The sequence below is a fragment of the Actinophytocola xanthii genome (assembly GCF_001921205.1).
Taxonomy (GTDB): Bacteria; Actinomycetota; Actinomycetes; order Mycobacteriales; family Pseudonocardiaceae; genus Actinophytocola; species Actinophytocola xanthii.
Map to the genome: position 1 here is coordinate 38,091 of NZ_MSIE01000007.1, position 21,254 is coordinate 59,344.

General features: G+C 72.5%; 20 protein-coding genes. 10 read left to right on the top strand and 10 right to left on the bottom strand.

The annotated features are described in order from the left end of the window. Positions 1 to 6: 6 nt before the first annotated feature. Genes BU204_RS05665 through BU204_RS05675 form a run of 3 tightly spaced genes read right to left on the bottom strand, consistent with a single transcriptional unit; the run spans position 7 to position 2,758 of the window. Entirely contained in the window at positions 7 to 867 is an 861-nt protein-coding gene (locus BU204_RS05665; RefSeq protein ID WP_075124479.1) for a fumarylacetoacetate hydrolase family protein, read from the bottom strand. Continuing rightward, positions 867 to 1,745, bottom strand: coding sequence for a Gfo/Idh/MocA family protein (locus tag BU204_RS05670; protein WP_075124480.1), 879 nt, complete (start codon positions 1,743 to 1,745; stop codon positions 867 to 869). Before BU204_RS05670 ends, BU204_RS05665 begins: the two co-directional genes overlap by 1 nt. Further along, positions 1,742 to 2,758, bottom strand: a complete 1,017-nt coding sequence (locus BU204_RS05675; RefSeq protein ID WP_083661015.1) for a Gfo/Idh/MocA family protein — start codon at positions 2,756 to 2,758, stop codon at positions 1,742 to 1,744. Before BU204_RS05675 ends, BU204_RS05670 begins: the two co-directional genes overlap by 4 nt. A 122-nt stretch (positions 2,759 to 2,880) precedes the next feature. Between BU204_RS05675 and BU204_RS05680 the strand changes: the two genes are divergently transcribed. The 9 genes from BU204_RS05680 to BU204_RS05720 all read left to right on the top strand — a co-directional run bounded on the left by BU204_RS05680 (position 2,881) and on the right by BU204_RS05720 (position 12,893). Continuing rightward, positions 2,881 to 4,194: an aspartate aminotransferase family protein gene (locus BU204_RS05680; RefSeq protein ID WP_075124482.1), complete on the top strand. Its 1,314-nt coding sequence runs from the start codon at positions 2,881 to 2,883 to the stop codon at positions 4,192 to 4,194. A gap of 88 nt (positions 4,195 to 4,282) precedes the next feature. Next, positions 4,283 to 6,271 (top strand): hypothetical protein, encoded by a 1,989-nt coding sequence (locus tag BU204_RS05685; protein ID WP_075124483.1) that lies wholly within the window; start codon positions 4,283 to 4,285, stop codon positions 6,269 to 6,271. A 4-nt stretch (positions 6,272 to 6,275) separates the two neighbouring features. Continuing rightward, positions 6,276 to 8,342: an alpha-galactosidase gene (locus tag BU204_RS05690; protein ID WP_075124484.1), complete on the top strand. Its 2,067-nt coding sequence runs from the start codon at positions 6,276 to 6,278 to the stop codon at positions 8,340 to 8,342. Between the two features lies 1 nt (position 8,343). After that, on the top strand, positions 8,344 to 8,661 hold the full coding sequence (locus BU204_RS05695; RefSeq protein ID WP_075124485.1) for a hypothetical protein: 318 nt from the start codon (positions 8,344 to 8,346) through the stop codon (positions 8,659 to 8,661). A gap of 115 nt (positions 8,662 to 8,776) precedes the next feature. Further along, the gene (locus BU204_RS05700; RefSeq protein WP_075124486.1) at positions 8,777 to 10,471 is read left to right on the top strand and encodes a PHP domain-containing protein; all 1,695 of its coding nucleotides are present in this window, start codon (positions 8,777 to 8,779) and stop codon (positions 10,469 to 10,471) included. Positions 10,472 to 10,536: 65 nt separating this feature from the next. Continuing rightward, complete coding sequence (locus tag BU204_RS05705; RefSeq protein ID WP_075124487.1) at positions 10,537 to 10,773, top strand: hypothetical protein; 237 nt, start codon at positions 10,537 to 10,539, stop codon at positions 10,771 to 10,773. Continuing rightward, the gene (locus BU204_RS05710) at positions 10,770 to 11,249 is read left to right on the top strand and encodes a Clp protease N-terminal domain-containing protein (protein WP_075124488.1); all 480 of its coding nucleotides are present in this window, start codon (positions 10,770 to 10,772) and stop codon (positions 11,247 to 11,249) included. Before BU204_RS05705 ends, BU204_RS05710 begins: the two co-directional genes overlap by 4 nt. Positions 11,250 to 11,260: 11 nt before the next feature. Beyond that, on the top strand, positions 11,261 to 11,518 hold the full coding sequence (locus BU204_RS05715; RefSeq protein ID WP_075124489.1) for a hypothetical protein: 258 nt from the start codon (positions 11,261 to 11,263) through the stop codon (positions 11,516 to 11,518). Between the two features lie 7 nt (positions 11,519 to 11,525). Next, entirely contained in the window at positions 11,526 to 12,893 is a 1,368-nt protein-coding gene (locus BU204_RS05720) for a serine hydrolase domain-containing protein (RefSeq protein ID WP_075124490.1), read from the top strand. 17 nt (positions 12,894 to 12,910) lie between these two features. Here BU204_RS05720 and BU204_RS05725 read toward each other — a convergent pair whose 3' ends face one another. Then, on the bottom strand, positions 12,911 to 13,252 hold the full coding sequence (locus BU204_RS05725) for a hypothetical protein (protein ID WP_075124491.1): 342 nt from the start codon (positions 13,250 to 13,252) through the stop codon (positions 12,911 to 12,913). Positions 13,253 to 13,392: 140 nt separating this feature from the next. Here BU204_RS05725 and BU204_RS05730 point away from each other — a divergent pair, with 140 nt between their 5' ends. Beyond that, a complete protein-coding gene (locus BU204_RS05730; protein ID WP_083661016.1) occupies positions 13,393 to 14,295 on the top strand; it encodes a phosphotransferase family protein in 903 nt (300 codons plus the stop codon). On the opposite strand, the gene thiD is transcribed toward BU204_RS05730, so the two are convergent. Genes thiD through BU204_RS05760 form a run of 6 tightly spaced genes read right to left on the bottom strand, consistent with a single transcriptional unit; the run spans position 14,273 to position 21,240 of the window. Continuing rightward, the gene (thiD, locus tag BU204_RS37985; protein WP_075124493.1) at positions 14,273 to 15,085 is read right to left on the bottom strand and encodes a bifunctional hydroxymethylpyrimidine kinase/phosphomethylpyrimidine kinase; all 813 of its coding nucleotides are present in this window, start codon (positions 15,083 to 15,085) and stop codon (positions 14,273 to 14,275) included. The two genes, BU204_RS05730 and thiD, sit on opposite strands and share 23 nt — an antisense overlap. 2 nt (positions 15,086 to 15,087) lie before the next feature. Further along, positions 15,088 to 16,302 (bottom strand): MFS transporter, encoded by a 1,215-nt coding sequence (locus BU204_RS05740; RefSeq protein WP_158073401.1) that lies wholly within the window; start codon positions 16,300 to 16,302, stop codon positions 15,088 to 15,090. Next, on the bottom strand, positions 16,295 to 17,212 hold the full coding sequence (locus BU204_RS38870; RefSeq protein WP_075124495.1) for a hypothetical protein: 918 nt from the start codon (positions 17,210 to 17,212) through the stop codon (positions 16,295 to 16,297). Before BU204_RS38870 ends, BU204_RS05740 begins: the two co-directional genes overlap by 8 nt. A 5-nt stretch (positions 17,213 to 17,217) precedes the next feature. Next, positions 17,218 to 17,727 (bottom strand): TIR domain-containing protein, encoded by a 510-nt coding sequence (locus BU204_RS05750; RefSeq protein ID WP_198942779.1) that lies wholly within the window; start codon positions 17,725 to 17,727, stop codon positions 17,218 to 17,220. A 29-nt stretch (positions 17,728 to 17,756) separates the two neighbouring features. Further along, positions 17,757 to 18,761: a thymidylate synthase gene (locus tag BU204_RS05755; protein ID WP_075124496.1), complete on the bottom strand. Its 1,005-nt coding sequence runs from the start codon at positions 18,759 to 18,761 to the stop codon at positions 17,757 to 17,759. Continuing rightward, positions 18,754 to 21,240 (bottom strand): molybdopterin-dependent oxidoreductase, encoded by a 2,487-nt coding sequence (locus BU204_RS05760; RefSeq protein WP_083661018.1) that lies wholly within the window; start codon positions 21,238 to 21,240, stop codon positions 18,754 to 18,756. Before BU204_RS05760 ends, BU204_RS05755 begins: the two co-directional genes overlap by 8 nt. Positions 21,241 to 21,254 lie beyond the last annotated feature (14 nt).

Consider the following 21,254-nt stretch of genomic DNA (forward strand, 5'->3'; position numbering starts at 1 on the left):
AGGGGTCTAGGCGACCGTGTTGCGAAGGGTGCCGAGGTGGCCGATGACGACGGTCATCTCGTCGCCGGCCGCCAGGTACTCCCCGGTCGCGGCCCCGACGCCGGACGGGGTTCCGGTCTGGATGATGTCGCCGGGTTCGAGGGTCATCAGGCGGGAGGCATGGGCGACCAGCTCCGCCACCGTGAAGATCATGTCCTTGGTGGACCCCCGCTGGCGGGTGGTGCCGTTGACGGCCAGCTCGACGGACAGGTCCTGCGGGTCGGGCACCTCGTCGGCACTGACCAACCACGGGCCGAGCGGGGCGAACCCGTCGCACCACTTGCCGGCGAGCCAGTCGAAGAACCAGACGGCCTTGTCGTCGGTGTCGCGCTCGTAGCCGAGGTCGATCGAGCGAGCGGAGACATCGTTGGAGGTCAGGTACCCGGAGACCACGCCGAGCGCCTCCTCGACCGGAACGTCGCGGACGCGGGTGCCGATGACCACCGCCAGCTCCGCCTCCCAGTCGACCTCCTTGCTCACGTCGGGCAGCGGGATCACCGCGTCCGGACCGACGATCGAGCTGGACGGCTTGAGGAACAGCCGCGGCGAGATGTGGGACTTGTCCAGCGGCTCGCCGCCGGTCTCGGTGACGTGGTCCTGGTAGTTCGCCGCCGCCGCGAGGAGCTTGCCCGGGCGCAGCAGGGGCGCGAGCAGCTCGACCTCGGTCAGGGCGTGCTCGCCGACGGGTGTGGGCAGGGCGTCCTCGCGCAGCGGGAACACCGCCGACAGCAGGGACTCGAGGTCGCCGTCGCCCAGCTCGACGACCCGGTCGTCGGTCAGGCGGCCGTGGCGCACGGCCCCGGCACGGCGGTAGGTGACGAGCCGCATCAGTTCTCACTCTCCAGGGGGACGGGGGCTCCGGTGTCCAGGGAAAGCTGGGCCGCCTCGACGACGCGCTGGGCGTGGACGGCGTCGGCGACGCCCAGCGCGGCGCGGCCGGTGCGGACACCGGCGGCCAGGACGTCGAGCAGGGCGTCGACCGTGCTCGGACCGGTCCACCTGCCGGTGGTCCCGGCGGCGGTGCTGACCCGGAGCGCGGGCTTGGCGGCGTCGACGGCGAGGACGCCGTGCGAGCCGCTGACCCGGTAGCGGTGCACGGCGAGCCCGGAGGAGCGGACGTCGGCGAGCTCGGCGATCCGGCCGCAGAGGATCGTGCTGGTGACGCCGTGCTCGTGGTCGACCAGGAGCGTGACCAGGTCGGGGTCGCCGACCGCGTGCACCCGCCGGACCGGGAGCCCGAGCATCGCGTGCACGACGTCGATCGGGTACAGGGCCAGGTTCACCAGCTCGCCGGTCGGTGCGGGGTCGCCGCCGGCCACCAGGAAGTCGCACTGGACGTTCCACGGCAGGCCGACCCGGCCGCCACGCACCGCCGTCGCGGCCGAGCGCAGCGCCGGAGAGAACCGCTGGTGGTGTGCGGGGACGACGAGAACCCCCCGCTCGGCGGCGAGCCGGCCGATCTCCTCGCACTCGGCGAGCGTGGCCGCGAGCGGCTTGTCGGCCAGGACGTGCTTGCCGGCGCGGATCGCGTCGGCGATGGTCTCGGCGCGCCGGTCGAGCGCGACCGCCACGCTCACCACGTCGGCCTTGTCCTTGTCGGTGACCAGCTCGAAGGCCGGGTGGGCGGCGAACGCCGGCCGGTACATCGCGTTCTGGTGGTCCTGGCGGCCGATCCCGGCGCTGCCCTCGAGGTAGACGCGGATCATGCCGCCGCCCCCACCGCGACGGGCCGCCCGCTCGCGATCGACTCCTCGACGGCCACCCCGAGCTCCACCGCGCGGACCGCGTCGGCGACCGGCATGGCCGACGGGGCCCCGCCGATGGCGTCCAACCAGGACTCGAACTGGGCGGTGAAACCGTCGCCGCCCGCGGCGGGGACCAGGCCGGTGCCGCCCTCGGTGTGGAGGAAGGAGGACTCGCCGTCCCAGTCCTGCCGGATGACGCCGCCGGTGCCGGTGACGAGCAGCTCACGCAGGCCGAACGAGCCGGGCCGGTGCGCACGGCTCATCTCGCAGACCGACACCGCCCCGTCCGCGTACTCGACGACCATCTCCAGGTAGTCGTAGATGCGCAGCTCGGCCGCGGTCTGCCGGCGGCCGCGGGCGAAGACCCGGACCGGGTCGCCGCCGAGCCACCAGGTGACCAGGTCCAGGACGTGCACGCCGTTGTGCAGCGCGTGACCGCCGGAGCGGACCGGGTCGGCCGCCCAGGCGTCCCAGCCGGTCCAGATCCACCCACCCAGGATCGCCAGCCGGGCGTGCCGGGGGCGACCGACGGCGCCGGCCTCGATCGCCTCCTTGACCGCCCGCCCGTAGGCGTGGTGGCGGTGCGAGTGGGCCGCGACCAGCACCCGGCCGGCCGCGGCGAACTCCGCGGCGAGCGCCCGCGCGTCGGCCAGGGTGGTCGCCAGCGGCTTCTCGATGAGCAGGTGCTTGCCGGCCGCGGCGACCTGCGCGCCGATCCGCCGGTGGGTGTCGTTGGGGGTGCACACGACCACGGCGTCGACGTTCGGCCAGGCGAGAGCCTCTGCCAGGTCGACCGTGTACGGGACGGCGCCGTGCGAGCGGGCGAAGGCCGCCGCGCGGCCTGGGTCCGCGTCGACGATCCCGGCCAGGTGGGCGCGCGAGCTCGCGGCGACCGCGGCGCTGTGCACGTCTGCGATGAAGCCGGCTCCGACCAGCAGAATGCCGATCGAGCTCGGCACGGAACGAGGTTCCATGTCGCAACATCCTGAGTTCGCCCGGCGGCCATGTCAAGGACTTCCCCCACTGTCCACCTTGCTCGGACGTAAAACATGGAACGCCTTGCCATGTCCTTCGGCGCTCATCTAGCGTCGGCTGCATGCCAAGCCCTCAACACCCGCGCGGACAGGCGATCGCGGACGCCGCCGCTCGCGTGATTCCCGGTGGTGTCAACTCCTCGACCCGGTACATCGGCGCGCCGTACTCCTTCGTCGAGGCCGCGGGTGCGTACGTGACCGACGCGGACGGCAACCGCTACCTCGACTACCACGCGGCGTTCGGCGCGATCCTGCTCGGGCACAACCACCCGGCCGTGAACGACGCGGTCCGCGCCGCACTCGAGGGGGTCGACCTCGTCGGGCTGGGCGTGACCGAGGGCGAGGTCGCCCTCGCCGAACGGGTGGTCGAGATCCTGCCCTCCGCCGAGTCGATGATCGCGACGATGAGCGGCTCGGAGGCGGTCGCGCAGGCCGTCCGGCTCGCCCGTGCGGTCACCGGCCGTGACCTCATCGTCAAGTTCCAGGGCGGGTTCCACGGCTGGTCGGACGCCGTCGCCCGGAACGTGATCTCCCCGGCGGACCGCGCCTACGGCCGCGACCCGCTGTCTCGGGGCATCCTGCCCCAGGCCCTCGACTCGACGCTGATAGCCGAGTTCAACGACCTGGACTCGGTGACCGCGCTGTTCGAGGTGCACAAGGACCGGATCGCCGCGGTGATCATGGAACCGATCCCGCACAACGTGGGCGCGCTGCTGCCGACGACCGAGTTCGTCACCGGCCTGCGGGAGCTCACCCGGGAACGGGGCGCACTGCTGATCTTCGACGAGGTGATCACCGGGCTGCGCCACTCACTGGGTGGCTACCAGCAGGTGGTCGGGATCAACCCCGACCTCACCACGTTCGGCAAGGGCCTGGCCAACGGCTTCCCGTCCGGCGGCGTGGCCGGCCCACGGGACCTGATGGAGCACTTCAACGGCCAGACCGGGGACGTGCTGCTGGCCGGGACCTTCAACGGCAACGCGATCGCCTGCGCCGCGGCCTTGGCGACGATCGACCACCTCCAGGCGAACCCCGACTTCTACCAGCGCACCCACGCGCTGGGCGAGCGGATGCGGACCGGGCTGACCGAGCTCGTCACCGAGCTCGACATCGAGGCGACGACGGCCGGCTTCGGCGGAATCTTCGTCCTCTACTTCGCCAAACCGCCGATCCTCGGGTACCGGGACCTGCTGCGCAACAACGACGAGGCCTACGTCGCCTTCCACCGCGGGATGACCGAGCGCGGCTTCCTCATGCTGCCGATGTCGTTGAAGCGCAACCACATCTCCGGAGCGCACACCCAGGAGGACGTCGACCGCACGCTCGAGGCGGCACGTGACGTGCTGGTCGCGCTGCGGGCAGCGGGAACCGTCTGAGACATCGAGGCACACACCGTTCCTTATTGACATGGAACGGCGTTCCATCCAGGCTGACGACGTTCCCGGCGTCCCCGTTGGAGGGCCGATGAAACTCCGGAAAACCCTGCTCGCCAGCCTTGTCCTCGCCACCGCGGCAGCCGTCGTCCCCGGCTCCGCGGTCGGCCAGACCCCACCGTCCGCCGTCGTCGGCAAGACCCCGAACCTGCTGCCGAACGGCGGCTTCGACATCGGTGACCGGTCGGGCCACCCCGTGGCATGGGCCGTGGACGGCACCGTCTCCGGCGCGACGATCGTCAACCTCTCCGCCTACCGCACCGCCGGCCTCGGCTCGCTCCAGATCAGCAACGCCGCCGGCGCGAGCGTGAGCGCGACCAGCCAGCGGCTCGTCGTGGCACCGGAGACCGAGTACACCCTGACCGCCCGGCTCAAGGGCCGCAGCGGTACCCCGCCGACGCTGTCGCTGGTGTTCACGAGCTTCGAGAACACCGTGCTGGACACCAGGACCGTCGCCCCGCCGGCCAGCCTCGACTGGCAGACGGTCACGGTGTCCGGCATCGCGCCGGCCAGAACGGCGAACGTGAGCGTGCGCATCGCCGCCGGCGCCGACAACGTCGGGGTGTACTACTGGGACGAGCTGACCCTGCGCCAGGCGCAGCCGGCCTACGACCCGGCACTCGGCACGGCTCGGGAGCTCTTCCTCGACGACTACCGCATCGAGTCCACGAAGGACATCGGCCGGGTGGTGCACCCGGCGGCGAAGCTGCCCGACCCGGTGATCCGCCCGGAGCACCCCTGGGAGACCACGGCGGCCTACACCTACGGCTCGGTCTTCAAGTTCGGGAACACCTACCGCCTCTGGTACGACTGCAACAACGACGTCCCGCCCGGCTACTATCTCTGCTACGCCGAGAGCCGTGACGGCGTGCGCTGGGTGAAACCGCTTGGCCGCGGAAACGTCGGCTACAAGGACATCCCCGCCTCGAAGACGAACCTGATCATCGCCGGCGGCGGCACGATCGCCTACAACCCGAACGCGACCCCCGAGCGCCGGTTCGCCCTGATGCAGTTCAAGAGCGGCGTCGTCAACGACACGCTCGGCTACTACGTCTACTTCTCCCCCGACGGCTACACCTGGACCCAGGGCAGCGAACGGCCGGTCCTGCTGGACGGGGACGTCTCCAACGTGACCTGGGACCAGCGCCGGGGCGAGTACGTCGCCACGATCAAGAAGCGGATGTTCACCTCCGGCACCCCGGGTATCTACAACCGCTCGGCGTTCCTGTCCACCAGCAAGGACTTCCTCAACTGGACGACGCCGGTCCTCGCGGTCAGCGGCGACTACGCCGACACCGGCGCGGCCCAGGCGCTGGGCGGGCTGGAGGGCCAGATCTACGGCATGCCGGTGCTGCCCTACGAGAGCACGACGATCGGGCTGCCGTGGGTCTTCCTGATCACCAACTACACGACCGGTTCCCAGTCCGGCGCCGGCGCCGGACCGGTGCTGCCGGGCATCGCCTCCTCGCGTGACCTGGTCAACTGGAGCCGCCCGGTCCGCGACCCCGTGCTCACCCCCGGCCAGCCGGGAGCCTGGGACGACGGCGCGCTCTACACCGCGTCCAACGCGCTGGTCACCGACCGCACCGTGATCATGTACTACGGCGCGTTCAACGCCGACCACGGCGGCCAGGACATCACCGACCCGAACCGGGTGCCCTACGTCGGCCAGACCGGCCGGGCGACCTGGCGGCGCGACGGCTTCGTGTCGCTGACCAACGCCGCGCGGCCCAACAGCGGCGACCCGGGATGGGTCACCACCAAGCCGCTGGTGTTCTCCGGGTCCGCGCTGCACCTCAACACGGTCGTGCGCCGGGGCGGGTCGGTGAAGGTCGAGGTGCTCGACGCGGAGAGCGGCGAGGTGGTCCCCGGCTTCACCTCCCGGCCGATCACCGGCGACCAGTACGACGCCACGGTGCGCTGGAGCGGGAACGTGCGGCTGTCCACGCTGGCCGGGAAGCCGGTGAAGCTGCGCATCCACCTGACCGGCGCCGACCTCTACTCCTACTGGGTGAAGTGATCCGATGATCCACCGGGACGAGCCGTCCGGCCACCACCTGCTCGCCGGTGAAGGGTTCTCCTACGCCTTCACCGTCCGGCCGGACGGCTCGCTCCGGCACCTGTACTGGGGCGCGCCGCTGGCCCCGGCCGACCTGGACCGGCTCGCCGACGACGCCGGCGCCACGCGGATCGGGTCCAACACCTGGTCCCGGCCCCGCGCCCACCACGAGGAGCTGGTCACCGCCGGCGGTGCCCGGTTCGACGAGTGCGCGCTGCTCGTCGAGCTCGCCGACGGGCTCACCGCGCTCGACCTGCGCCACGACCGCACCGAGGTCGAGGCGGACGCGCTTGCCGTGCGCCTGGTCGACCGGCACCGGCCGCTCGCGGTGACCCTGCGCTACGCGGTGCGCGGCCCGGCACTGGCCCGCACGCTGGAGGTGGCCAACTCCGACGACCGGCCGGTGACGCTGACCCGCGCGGCCTCGGCGAGCTGGCCGGTCCCCTGGCAGGTCGACCACCACGCCACCACGATCGCCGGCGGGTACGCCGCCGAGACCACCGTCCACCGTCGACCGCTCGGACCGGGACGACTGGTCCTGGAGTCCCGGCGCGGCATCCCGGGCCACGCCTTTCAGCCCTGGCTCGCGGTCGACGGCGGCGCCGGCGAGGAGCACGGCGAGATCTGGAGCGTCGCCGTGGCGCACGGCGGCTCCTGGAAGATCGTCGCCGACCACTCCGGCGACGGGCACGTGCACGTCACCGCGGGGCTCAACGACTTCGACCTGCGCGAGGTGCTCGCCCCCGGCGCCTCGCTCACGCTGCCCTGGACGGTCGGGGTGTTCGCACTCGGCGGGTACGACGAGCTCACCGCTCGGTGGCACGACTACGAGCGCCGGTTCGTCCTGCCCCGCCCGGACACGGTGCGGCCGGTCCTCTACAACTCCTGGGAGTCCACGTTCTTCGACGTGCGCCACTCCGACCAGGTCGCGCTGGCCCGGCGCGCGCGGGAGCTGGGCGTCGAGCTGTTCGTCGTGGACGACGGCTGGTTCACCGACCGCGACGACGACCGCGGCGGCCTCGGCGACTGGCGGCCGGACCCGGCGAAGCTGCCCGGCGGTGTCGGTGGCCTGGCCGAGGAGGTCCACGCGCTCGGCATGCGGTTCGGGCTGTGGGTCGAGCCCGAGAGCGCCAGCCCCGGCACCGACCTCCTCCGCGACCACCCCGACTGGGTGTACCGCTGGCCCGACCGCGAGCCGACGCCGGTGCGGCACAGCTACGGCCTGGACCTCGGGCGGGCGGAGGTCCAGGACTGGGCCTTCGAGACCCTGGACCGCCTGGTTCGGGACGGAGACGTCGACTACCTCAAGTGGGACCTGAACCGCTCGCTGACCGACGCCCCCGGCGCGGCGTCGCTCCACCACGAGGCCGGGTTCGCGGCGGTGGTCGACCGGCTGCGGGCGGCGCATCCCGGCCTGTGGCTCGAGACCTGCGCCTCGGGCGGCGGCCGGGCCGACCTCGCCACCCTCTCCCGGTTCGAGCTGGCCTGGCCGAGCGACAACACCGACGCGTTCGAGCGCCTGGCCATCCAGGACGGGTACGCGTTCGTCCACTCGCCACAGACCATGTCGTGCTGGGTCACCGACTCCCCCGGCTACCTGACCCGCCGCACGATCCCGCTGCGGTTCCGGTTCCACACGGCCATGACCGGAACGCTGGGCATCGGCGGGCGGCTGGCCGACTGGACCACCGACGAGCTGGCCGAGGCCGCCGGGTACGTGGCGCGGTACAAGGAGATCAGGGCGACCGTGCAGCTGGGCCGCCGGCACCGGCTCGGCACCGACCCCGACCGGTACGCCGTGTGCCACGTGTCCCGCGACGGTGGCCAGGTGGTGGTCGTCGTGCTCGCCAGGACGGTTCGCCAGGCCCGCCTCGACCCGCCGCTGCGGTTGCGCGGGCTGGACCCGGCCGGCCGCTACCGCGACGCCGACACCGGTCTGGTCTACGGTGGCGCCTACCTGACCCACCACGGCCTGCGCCCCCTGCTCGCCGGCGACTACACCAGCACGCTGGTCGTGCTGAGCAAGGACTGACGTGGCATTCACGATCATGCATCGCGGCGGCGACGAGGAGGACAGTTCCGGCACGGCCGGGATCGACGGGATCCTCGCCGAGCTGGACGAGCCGCGGGACGACGAGCACCCCGACGTCGCGGTCGGCCACGAGAGCGGCTGGACGCTGTCCGCCTTCCAGACCGGGTCGCTGGTGTGGGAGAACCCGGAGGAGGACCACGAGCCGCGGCACATGAGCGACGTCTCCCGGGCGGAGGCTCGCCGGATCATGGTGCTGGTCGCGCAGGGCCGGCTCGACGAGGTCGAGGCGCTGGACTGGTCGCCCGGGTACGGGAGCTGAGGGCGGCACGGGATCTCGGCCGCCTGTTCGTCCCCGCGTCGCGGCGCGGTCACCCGGTGTTCGGCCGGGTGAACGACGTTGTGCACCGGCGCTGACCCAGGCGAACGGAGACGGCATGTGCCAGGACCACGATCACGAACACGCCCACGACGATCCGGCCGGCGGGGCCGGTGACCTCCCCGCCGCGATCGACCTGTCCATTCCGGACTCCGAGCTCGACCCCGAGCAGCTGAGCCGGCGAGGGCTGCTGCGCGGCGCGGGCATGCTCGGCGCCGGCGCCGCGGCGGTGAGCGTGATCGGCCCGGGGGTGGCCGCCGCCGAGCGCCAGGGCGACGGCCGCGGCGGGTACGTCGCCGGGGGCCTGCGCTGGCTCGCGGGCGACCACCACATCCACACCCAGTACAGCGGCGACGGGCTCTACCGCGTGGTCGACCAGGCCCGGCACGCCCGGGCGTACGGTCTGGACTGGATCGTGATCACCGACCACGGCGGCCCCGCCCACGCCAGGATCGGCGTGGACCGGGTCAACCCGGACATCGTCGCGACCCGCGAGGAGCTGCGGGACCTGCTGGTGTTCCAGGGCCTGGAGTGGAACATCCCCGCCGCCGAGCACGGCACCGTGTTCGTCCACCCGGGACGCAACGAGGTCGCCGTGCTCAAGGAGTTCGAGAACCGCTACGACGGCTCGGTGGTCGACGCCGGTTCCATCCCGGCCAGGGAGGCGCTCGCCGCCGACGGGATCCGGTTCCTCGGCACGTCGGTGCGCAAGCGGCGGGTGGAGGCCGCGTTGTTCCTGGCCAACCACCCGGCACGCCGGGGCATCGACTCCCCGCACGAGTTCCGGCTGTGGCGCGACGCGGACCCGAGCGTCGCGATCGGCATGGAGGGGGCGCCCGGCCACCAGGCGGCCGGCATCCCGGCGCCGCTCGGCCCGGGCGGCGGGCGCGGGTTCTACGCCGGCAGCCCGTCGGCGGAGTCCTTCCCGGGGTACCCGACCGAGAGCTACCGGACCTGGGGCGGGTTCGACTGGTTCACCGCGACCGTCGGCGGGCTCTGGGACAGCCTGCTCGCCGAGGGCAGGCCCTGGTGGATCACCGCCAACTCCGACTCGCACGTCAACTACCTCGACGTCGCGACCCGGGGCCCGGGCGGGAACTTCGAGACCGACGGGCGGTACCCGGACCCGGTGTACGGCGGCAGGGCACTCACCACGGCCGGCGACTTCTGGCCCGGCTTCTACAGCCGCACCCACGTCGGCGCGTCCTCGAACGGGTACCGCGCCGTCATGGACGGGCTGCGGGACGGGCGGGTCTGGGTCGACCACGGCCGCCTGCTCCGCGGCCTGGACGTCCGGGCACGGGTGCGCGGCGACCGACGGGGCGGGGTCCCGCTCGGCGGCTCGCTGCGGGTGCGCCGCGGAACGGCCGTCGAGCTCACCATCGACATCGCCCTCGCCACGCTGCCGAACTGGGCGCAGTTCGTGCCGCGGCTGGCCCGGGTCGACGTGATCCAGGGCGAGGTCACCGGTCCGGTCGGCGACCCCGACACCTTCACGACGCCGAAGACCCGCGTCGTCACCTCCTTCGAGGTCGACCCGCGCGGCGAACGGGCGTCGTTCACCTACTCGCTCGGCCGGGTGGACCGCCCGCTCTACCTGCGAGTGCGCGGTACCGACGGCAACCGCTCCGCCCCGGGCTACCTGGGCGCGGCGGTCGACCCGCACGGCCCCGCGATCGACGTCCCGGGCAACGCCGACCCGTGGGTGGACCTGTGGTTCTACGCCAACCCGATCTTCGTCCTGCCGCACTGACGCACCCCGCGACCCCATAAGCAACCCTAGTTGCCAAAATGGAGTTAGGCAACTAGGGTTGCTTCATGTCCGACGCCGAGGTGCCCGTTCCCACGGACCCGGCCGACGCACTCGCCGCGGTCGCGGCGTTGCGGCGGCTGGCCGACCGGCTGGAGGACGCGGCAGTGGAACAGGCCATGCGAGCGGGCTGGGGGTGGCCCCGGGTCGCCGAGGCGCTCGGGGTCACCCGCCAGGCGGTCTACAAGAAGCACGCCCAGCGGCTCATCGCCGCCGGGGTCAAGCTGAGGAGGCGCGAGGGGTGAGCCCCTTCGACGAGTACCTGCACGCGGTCATCATGCGTGCCCACCTGGAGGCCCGGGACGACGGCTCGCCGACGGTCGAGGTCGCGCACCTGTTGCTGGCGGTGGCCACCGAGCCGGAGCCGTCGGTCCACAGTGTACTCAGCGCGGCCGGGCTCGACCGGGACGGCGTGCGCGCGGCCCTGGAGCGGGAGTTCGAGCACAGCCTGAACGTGGTCGGCGTCTCCGCCGCCGGCCACGACCTGCCCCGGCCGAGCAGGCTGCCCACCAAGCCCGCGCTGGGCACCTCGGCCAAGCTCGCGCTGGAACGGGGCTTCGGCGCCGTGTCCCGCAAGAAGGACCTGCGACCGGCGCACGTACTGCTCGGGATCCTGTCCGCCCAGGCCGGCACCGTGCCGCGGGCGCTGGCCCTGGCCGGAGTCGACCAGGAGGACCTGGCCGCCCGGACCCGCCTCGCGCTCACCGACGACAACGACTGAGAGGACCGACGATGAACGTACTGGCCGTTTCCACCATCACCGACACCGACGGGTACTGGAGCTCGCTCAAGAAGGCGCACGCCACGCTGCCCAAGGGCACCAGGTGGCTGTTGGCGGTCGCGAGCACGGACGGGACCAGGGCGGTGAACGTCCTCGTGCACGACTCGGTCGACGGCACGCGGGACCTGTTCGAGCGGTACGCCGGCGAGTTCGCCAGCACCGAGTACTACGAGGCCGACGCCGCCAACGCGGTCGGCCTCCCCCGGTAGGCATGGCGTGAGCGACCTCCAGGACCACGTGTCCGACCTGCTGGCCGAGTACCAGGTCCCCGGCGCCGCCGTCGGGATCCTGCACCGGGGGGAGACGACCGAGTTCGCCCTCGGCGTCACCGACGTCACGACCGGGGAGCGCGTCCGGACCGACACGGTCTTCCAGTGCGGCTCCATGACCAAGACCTGGACCGCGCTGGCGTTCATGCGGCTCGTCGACGAGGGGAAGGTGGGCCTGGACGAGCCGGTGCGGACGTATCTGCCCGGGTTCCGGATCGCCGACCCGGACGTCAGCGCCCGGGTCACGCCGCGCCACCTGCTCAACCACACCAACGGGATCGAGGAGGCCTTCGGCGACCCCGGCGAGGGCGACGACGTGTACGAGCGCATGGTCGAGAACATCGTCGACGCGAACCAGGTCCACCCGCTCGGCCACACCCACGGCTACAGCGCCGCCCTCGGCTACGCGATCCTGGCCCGTGTCATGGAGGTGGTCGGGGGACGGCGCTGGGACGACCTCCTGACCGAGCGCCTCTTCGGGCCGATGGGTCTGACCAGCACGACCAGCCGACCCGACCGGGTCGATCCCGAGCGCGCGGCGACCGGGCACGTGCTCCGCTCGAGGGACGAGGGGCCCGTCGTCTCCCCCGTGCCCCACCTGCCGCGTGCCTACGGCCCGGGTGGCGGCGTCTGCGCCACGGTGGGGGACGTGCTCACGACCGCGCACGTGCTGCTGGCCGGCGGCGTCGCGCCGAACGGCACCCGGATCGTCTCCGCGGAACGGGTGCACGAGCTGAGGACCTCGCGGGTTCCCGTCCCCGACCCGTACATGTTCGGGCCGGAGTGGGCGCTGGGCCTCATCGTCTGCGACTGGCACGGCGAGACCGTCTACGCCACCGACGGCAGCACGATCGGCCAGAACGCGCGGCTGCGGCTCCTGCCGGACTCGGACACCGCGGTCGCCGTGCTCACCAACGGCGGCCCCCGGGAGAGCTTCGGCAGGGCCGTGTTCAACCGGGTCCTCGCCGAACTGGGCCCGACCAGGGTTCCCGACCTGCCCGAGCCGGACCCGACGCTCCGCCTCGACCCCTCCCGGTACGAGGGGGTCTACGAACGCCCCGGCACCCGCCTCGAGGTGACGGCGCGGGACGGGAACCTGTTCCTGACCCACACCCTTGATCCCGTGCACGCGCAGTTCCTCGGCAAACCGGACCAGCTGCGCTACCCGCTGCTCCCGGTCAGCGAGACGCACTTCCTGATGCCCTCGGACGACCCGCTCGAGGACACCCAGACCGTGGCGATCTACGACTTCGCCGGCGGCGCGGCGCGGTACCTCCACACGAACTGCCGGGTGCACCCGAGGTCCGTCGCCTGAGGCGGGACGCGGCGGGGTCAACCCCGGCGGCGCGGTGCCAGGAGGTAGCCGAGCGCCCGACGCCGCTCCCCCGCGTTGTCCGGGCGCGGGTCGAAGATGGCGTCGAGCAGGGGAACAACGCGTTGCCTGGCCTCGCGCGTCCGCATGACCCGCTGCCACAGCCTGAGGTTGAGCGTGTGCCGCCAGGCAGGCGTGCGGGCGAGACGGACGACGTTGCGGACGTTCCGGCGCACCCGCGGTGGGAGGTCCGCGATGTCCTCGTCACGCTCGAGCAGCCGTTCGGGGAGGACGTCGAGCCCGTTCGCCGTGGTGGACACGAAGTCGGTCGGCCAGGCCGCGGCCCAGAGGAAGTCGACCATCCGGCACCAGCCACGCAGGAACGTCAGCTCCAGCTCCGAGTAGGGCGCCGGGTGACGTCGAGCCCCGCCAGCTCTGCGGGATGGACGACGACAGGTCCCATCTCGGCCTCCTCGGTCACGTGCTGTGGTAGGAGTGTCGCGTGACACACACAGACGACGCGGTTCGGGGAGCGTTCGAGCGGGCCTGCCCGGGGGTTCGGGTGCGCGGGGTCACCCCCCTCGAGCTGGGGCACTCGAGCAGGCAGTGGCTGTTCGACACCGACGAGGGCGCGCTCATGCTCAAGGTCCCCGCGCGGGACCCGAACCCGCACAAGCTCCGCAACCTGATGGCGGCCACCCGCGTCGCCGCGGAGCTGGACGTCCCGGTCAGCCGGTACCGCGCCTTCTTGCCCGACGACGAAGCGGTCCACGGTCCCGTTCTGGTGCAGGAGTTCGTGCCCGGCGAGCAGGCCGCCGCGGTCTGGTCGGACCTCGACTCGGCCGATCGTGTCCGGGTCGCGCAGACCCTCGGCCGGTGGATCGGCCTGCTGCACACCCACCGCGGCACCGACCTCACCGACCTGCTCGGTGCGGACCGGTACCCCTCCATCGAGGACTTCGTCATCGTCCAGCTCGACGAGGCCGTCGCCGCGATCGGCGAGGTGGACGTCGACATCCCGCTTGCCCGACGCCGCGTCGAGCAGGGGCTCGCCGAGTTCGGCGAGGTCGAGCCGGCACTGTGCCACCGCGACGTCTACCTGGACAACGTACTGCTGCGGCAGGGGCGACCGAGCCGCCTGCTCGACTTCGAGCACGCCCGCTTCCTCGACAGGTACGCGGAGTTCGGCAAGATCCGCGAGCTGCTCTTCGACTGGTTCCCGGAGACCGAGCAGCCGTTCCTCGAGGCATACCAGGACCTCCACCCGATCGACGAGCTCGGCCGCCACCACATCCACGTCCATATAGGACTGTACAACCTGGTCATGTGCGGCTACTTCACGAAGTGGGCACCGGACCTCGTACCGACCTACCTGGACCGGATCAGGACCTGGTTGGCGTCCTGACCAACCGGGGCAGCCCCAGCACGTCCACCGGGTGCACACCGGAGCCGAGATGGCCCAGGCCGTCGCGGACGCCGTCGGAGGCCAGCTGGCGGGCCTGGCGCATCGCCTCCGGCAGCGGCATCCCCCCGGCCAGCAGTCCGGTGGCGAGCGCGGAGTGCGCACAGCCGGCACCGTGCTCGCAGTTGGTGTCGTGGTAGGCGCCGGCGAGCAGCTCGTGGGTGGTCCCGTCGAAGAACCAGTCGCCGCTGTCCCGGGCGTCCGCGGTGACGACCGCGGCCGGGGCGCCGAGATCGACCAGCGCCGCCGCCAGCTCGCGGCGGTCCAGCGCGTGCGGTGGCGCACCGACCAGCAGCTCGGCCTCCTGGCGGTTCGGGGTCACGACCGTGGCGAGCGGGAACAGCGACTCCACCAGCGCCGAGCGGATCTGCTCGACGTCGGAGAGGTACGCGCCGGCCGCGGTGACCAGCACGGGGTCCACGACGATCGGCACCGACAGGTCGGCGAGCGCGCTGCCGAGCCAGGTGACCAGCTCCGGGCTCCACGCCGTGCCGACCTTGATCCCCCGGATGGGAAGGTCGTCGAGCACGGCGGAGAGCTGGGCCCGGACGAGGTCGACCGGCAGGCCGTACCTGGCGCGGACGCCGGTCGTGTTCTGGGCGGTCACCCCGACGACGACGGTCGCGGCGAAGCAGCCGATCGAGGCGAAGGCCTTGATGTCGCCCTGCACCCCCGCCCCGCCGCTGGAGTCGCTGGAGCCGATGGTGAGGCATGCGATGGTGGGATCGGGCACGGCTACCTCCTCGATGCTGCCGGTACGGGCGGTTCGCTGTCCTCGACGACGCCGGGCGCGAGCCGGCCGAGCCGGTGGGCCAGCGCGCTGCTGGCCAGCGCCAGCGCGGCGAGCACCGCCCACAGCAGCACCGGGCCGGCACCGACCAGCAGCACTCCGCCCGGTGAGGCGACGACCAGCGCCAGCCCCCAGGCGGAGGCGGCGTACCCGCTGGCGCGACCCAGCCGCGCCGGGGGGACCGCGGCCGCGAGCAGCGGTTGAAAGTTGGGTTGGAACACGCAGGCGCCCACGCCGTAGAGCACGGCCATCGCCACCAGCGCGGTCGTCGTGCCGACCGGCTGGAGGAACACGGCCACCAGGCCGCACCCCCAGCCCACCGCCCACACGAGACCGAGCGCGGTGAGCATGGTGGCCGGCGACCGGCGCTCGGAGAGCCGGCCGACGGCCAGCTGCAGCACGACGAGCGTGGTCGTCCCGGTGGCCACGACCACCCCGATCAGCCCGGTACCCAGGCCGACCCAGGTCTGCAGCAGCAACGGGACCGCCGCGTTGAACTGCCCGAAGCCGGCGAGCACGAGCAGCGTCTGCAACACCAGGAGCCAGGCCAGCATCCCGTCGACCCCGCCCCGGCCGGGTGCCGACCGGTCCACGGTCGGCGACCGGCCGCGCAGCACCGCCAGCAGCAGCCCGCAGAACAGCAGGTAGGACGCCGCGTTCAGGACGAACATTAGCTGGAACGCGGCGACCGAGGTGGTCCCGAGCAGCAGCCCGCCCAGCGCCGCGCCGACCCCGGTGCCCAGCCCCGTCGCCGTGGAGCGCAGGCTGAACGCCCTGCGCTGCCGCGCCGGCGGGACCAGGGCCACCAGGATCGGCACGCTGACCGGGTAGAACCCGCCGCCGCCCAGACCCGCCAACGCGGCTGCGGCGATGGCCGGCCCCGGGGTGGCCGCGAACCCGAGCGCGACCCACCCCGCGGCCTGCACGACCAGGCTCACCGCCACCACGCCCCGCAGCCCGAACCGGTCGATCAGCAGGCCACCGGCGAGGCTCCCGGCGATGTTGGCCGCCGCGATCACCGCCAGCACGAGGCCGACCGTGCCCAGCGGGAACCCGCGGGCCGCGGTCAGGTAGATCGCCGTGAACGGCGCCACGATCCCCGACCCGACCGCGGACAGCAGGCACCCGCCGAGGTACACACCGAGCGCGTGTCTACGCACGCGGCACCTCGGGTAGCAGGGCCGTGGTGATGTCGAGCCAGCGGCGCCGGAAGAACCTCTCGGTAAGGATCTTCGTCTGGCTCCACGGATCCGACGGAACGTGCCGGGCATCGTAGGCCGACACCGGCCCCAGCCGCCCGGCGAGCGCGTCGTGGATCATGCGGCGGTCCGCCGCGCCGAGGTCGGTGGAGACCCGGTGCACGAGGAACACCGACTCGTCGGCGAGGAAGTCCGCGATCCGTGCCGGCGGGTACCACTTCAGCGTGATCGCCCGCGAGCCCGGGTTCGCCATCGGCCGGCAACCCAACCCGGCCGCGAGGCTGGGGTAGATCACCTCGTCGATCGCACGCAGCCGGGACGCCTCGGCACGGGCGATGATCCGGTCCACGTGCGGCAGCGCGGCGAACTTGGTGACGTACTCGCGCCGGAACACCTGCCCCGGGTTGAACGCGTGGTACGGCCCCGGCGTACCGATCAGCTCCCGCCAGCCCTCGGCCCACTTCCACCTGGCCCGCCGGCCGATGGGGTTGTCCCACCAACCGTCCTTGACCCGGTGGAAGCGGGTGCCGAGGTAGGCGGCGTCACCCATCGTGGCGTCGAGGAAGTCGGCGAAGCCGCGCCGGGCGATCATCATGTCCGGCTCGAGCGTCACCACGTACTCGGGCAGCCGGGAACGCCCCGCCAGCCAGGTCATGATCTCGGCGTGGAACCTGGCCGTTCCCGAGTACCGCAGGGGCCGGCTGGTCGGGCAGACCTCGACGTCCAGGCCGTCGAGGTCGAAGTCGGACCCTCCGTTGTAGACCACGATCTCCTCGTCCGGCGCCGCCGTGCGGAAGTTCGCGATCATGTCCTCGAGACCCGCGCGGTGGTTGTGCGCCAGGATCGCGAAGCAGATTCTCGCCGTCGCCATGGCCCTCAGGCCGCCCGGCGTTCAGCCGCCGCGGTCGCCTCTTCGATGGCCGCGGGAAGTGCCTCGATGATCTCGGCCGGGTCCTCGAACTCGATGTAGCTGATGTTGGCGAACGAGCCGAGACCGGTGACGAGGAAGCTGTGCCGCTGGTCCTTCTCCAGTAGGACGACCATCCGCTTCCCGGTGGCGCTGGCCCAGCCGATCTCCACGTGCGTACCGGGCGAGACCGGCACGCCCGGGTAGCCGACCCACAGGTCGGCCGCGCCGATCTCCTCGTAGTCGAGCTTGGTGCAGACGTCCGCGGTGAGGAACTCCTTGCCCCAGGCCTCGCGCCGATGGGCGTTGTAGACCTTGCAGCCGGCCTGCTCGAAGTAGTCGATCAGCATGCTGATGCGGGACTGGGCGCTGTCGTCCATCACACCGGTCTTCTCGTCGACCAGGCCGTAGAACGGTCCGGCCACGAACACCGACCTGATGCCCTTCTGGGCGAGGAACTCGGCTGCGTCCTTGGACATGGGTGTCTCCTCTTGTTGTGGTTTACCGGTCACGCCGCGGAGTTGGCCGCGTCGGACACGAACTGGGGCCACCGGACGGCGACGAGGTCGCCGAAGACCGGCGGCAGGCCGCCGACGACGTCCGGGTCGAGCCGGGTGCGGTGGCGCAGCTGGCGCTGGAGCTCCAACAGTCCGACCACGGCCCGCCAGTACTCCGGGAGGTCCACATGGGACAGCGCCTCCGCGTCGAGTCGCAGCCGGTCGGTGCGCAGCAGCTCCTCGAGGCGCAGCACCTCCCGCACGTGCGGCCAGTTGTCCCCGGCCGGCATGCGGGGGAACGCCGGTGGCTCCTCCGCCGCGGCCTCCGCCTCGCGGAGGACCTCGTGCGCCCAACCCGCGTCGGACTCGTAGACGTGGAAGGACCCGACCTGGTGGGTGTAGGTGCCGACGGACAGGCCGAGCTGGCCGGCCAGCAGCTCGAGCATGAACGTGAACGAGAAGATGTCGCTCACCACGCCCCGGAACGCGTCGTTGGCCCGCATGAACCCCACGCAGTGCAGCGCGTTCTCGCGGATCATGAACTGCAGGGCGAGGGTGCAGGCCACGTCGATGTTGTCTGGGACGGTCAGCTCGTAGGCCTCGAAGATCTGGATCACCGCGCGCTTGCTGTCGGGGTCCTCGCGCAGGGTGCGGATGATGTTCTGCCACTGGTCGACCCGGCCCATGTGTCGGAAGACCCGCGGCCCGTACGCGGTGCCGTCGAGCGTGCGCCCGTTGGCCGAGTAGTTGGCGATGCTCGGCGCGTAGTACTTGATGAAGTCCAGGCTGTCGGAGCCGGCGAGGTACCAGAGGGCCTCGGCGAAGTTGAAGATGATGTTGGTGCGCCGGGACGGGACGGCGACGTGGCGTCGCACGGGGTCGGCGATGGTGAAGGTGACGCCGAGCCGCTCCCGGCTGAGGTTGCCCCGGGGGGAGTTGACGAACTCGGGCTCGTCGAAGGTGCGGCGCAGCTCGGCCAGGTACGCCGCCTGGAAATGGGGGTATGACTCAGGCATCGATGCCCTCCTCGAGTTCTTTCGCCCGCAGCGCACCCAGCAACCGGGACGGGGACAGCGGCAGACCGGTCAGATGGCGGTTCAGCTCGGGCATCGCGGAGGCGACCGCGGAGGCCACCGCGGCGCCCGCCGCGGCGATTCCGGCCTCGCCGATTCCCTTGACACCCAGCGGGTTCTCCTCCGCGGGGTGGTCGTTCGTGAGTAGCACGCGGACGTCGGGAACGTCCGCGGCCAGCGGCAGCAGGTAGCCGTCGAGACCGGCGGCGAGCGGGCGCGCCTGCGCGTCGTAGGCGATCTCCTCCAGCAGGGCACCGCCGACGCCCTGCACGACGCCGCCGGTGAGCTGCCCGACCACCAGCCGCTCCTCGATGAGGTTCCCCGCGTCGCAGAGGATGGTGAGCTCCTCCACGCGCACGGTGAGCAGCTCCGGGTCGACCGCGACCGTGCAGGCCAGCGCGCCGTAGGGGCAGGTGTGGTCGTCGTTGGTGAAGGTCCCCTCGACGACCGTGCCGCCCTCGGCCACCAGGCGCCCCGCGGCGGCGGCCACCGCGTTGCCGACCATCACCGCGCTGCGGCTGGCGAACGTGCCGAGACCGTCGCCACCGTCGTCGGTGTCACCGCAGCACACGTCGACCAGCGCGGGGTCGACGTCGAGCACGTCGGCGGCGACCCGTGCCCAGGCCGTCTGGTGGCCCTGGCCCGACGGCGCGGACGCGGTCTCGAGGCGGTACCGCCCGCCCGGCAACGCCGACAGCCGGACCCGCTCGGTGCCGCCGAGGCTGGACAGCTCGACGAACGGCACCACCGCCCGGCCCCGCCGCAACCCGTCCTCGACGGCCGCCGGCGCCGGCAGCGCGAGCACCCTGGCGAACGCCCCGCGGAAGTCGCCGGCCGGGTAGCGCACCGGCCCCTCGCCGAAGGTGCCCGCGTCGTACGGGAGGTCCTCCGGGCCGAGCAGGTTGCGCCGGCGCAGCTCCGCGGGGTCCAGGCCGACCCGCTCGGCGAGCAGGTCCAGCGCCCGCTCCCGGACGAAGTTCGCCTCGAACCGACCCGGTGCGCGCACGGTCCCGGACGGGGTCTTGTTGGTGAGCACGCAGTTCGCAGTGGCGTGGTAGGCGCCGAAGCGGTACGGGCCCGGGAACGTGGCGCTCGCCTCGTCCGCGACCAGAGTCGTCAGTGGACGGACGTAGGCGCCGGCGTCGCTGACCAGGTCCACCTCCGCGCCGAGGAGGCGGCCGTCGACAGCCGCGGCCAACCGGACGTGCCAGACCTGCTCGCGTGAGTGGTTGATGGCCACCAGATGCTCGTCGCGGTCCTCCACCCACTTGACCGGCCGGCCCAGCAGCGTCGCGGCGAGCGGGACGAGGACGTCCTCCGGGTAGAGCTCGCCCTTGACCCCGAACGCGCCGCCGACGTCGCTGGGCGCCATCCGGACCTTGTTCTCCCCCAGCCCGAGCGCCTTGGCCGTGGCAGCCCGGTTGGCCAGCGGGTGTTTCGTGGAACCCCAGACGGTCAGGCGCCCGCCCGACCAGCCGGCGAGCAACCGCCGCGGCTCCATGGGCAGGCCGGTCTGCCTCGGCACGGTGAACCGCTCGTCGAGCACGACGTCGGCCCCGTCGAACACCGCGGTGACCGGATCCCCCTGGGTGCGGGCGGCGACGACGTGCGGCGCGCCCTCGGTCCTGGCTTCCGTCCATACGGGACGCGGCGTGTAGTCGACCAGGACCAGCTCCGCGGCGTCCTCGGCGGTGCCGGGCGTCTCGGCGAGGACCAGCGCGATCGGCTGGCCGACGTAACGCACCTCGGTACGGGCCAGCGTCGGCTCGGCGATGCCCAGTACCTCCGGCAGGTACGCGGCGTCCTCGGGGAGGTCGGCCGCGGTCAGCACGGCGACCACCCGCGGGTGGGCCGCGGCGATCGAGGTGTCCACGGTGATCCCGGCGTGGCCGTGGGTCGAGCGCACGAACCGGGCCCACAGCTGACCGGGCAACCGCCGGTCGGCGACGAAGTCCCCCCGTCCGCCGAGCAACCGCGCGTCCTCGGCACGGCACAGGCGACCCGGGGTGCTCGGTCCGGCGGTCGCCGCGGCGGCGAGACCGGTGTAGCCGGTGCACCGGCAGGTGACCTCGGACAGGCCCACCCGCGGGGCGGTCGGGTCGACCTCGCCCATCACGAGGAGGAAGGCCGGACTGCAGAATCCACATTGGACCGCGTTGTGCTCGCTCATCGACCGTCGCTCGCCGTCGAGGGCCAGCCCGCGCGCGGTGTGCACCGAGCGGCCGTCGGCCTGGACGGCGAGCACCGCACAGGAACGAACCGCCTGCCCGTCCAGCCGTACCAGGCAGACGCCGCACGAACCCGTCTCGCAGCCGACGTTGACCGGTTCTCCGTTGTGACACAGGAAGTCCGCCAGCGAGGTACGCGGGGACGCCGAGGCGCCAACGGTTCTGCCGTCGACCGAACAGCGGATCTCCTTCACCGGCTGACACCGTC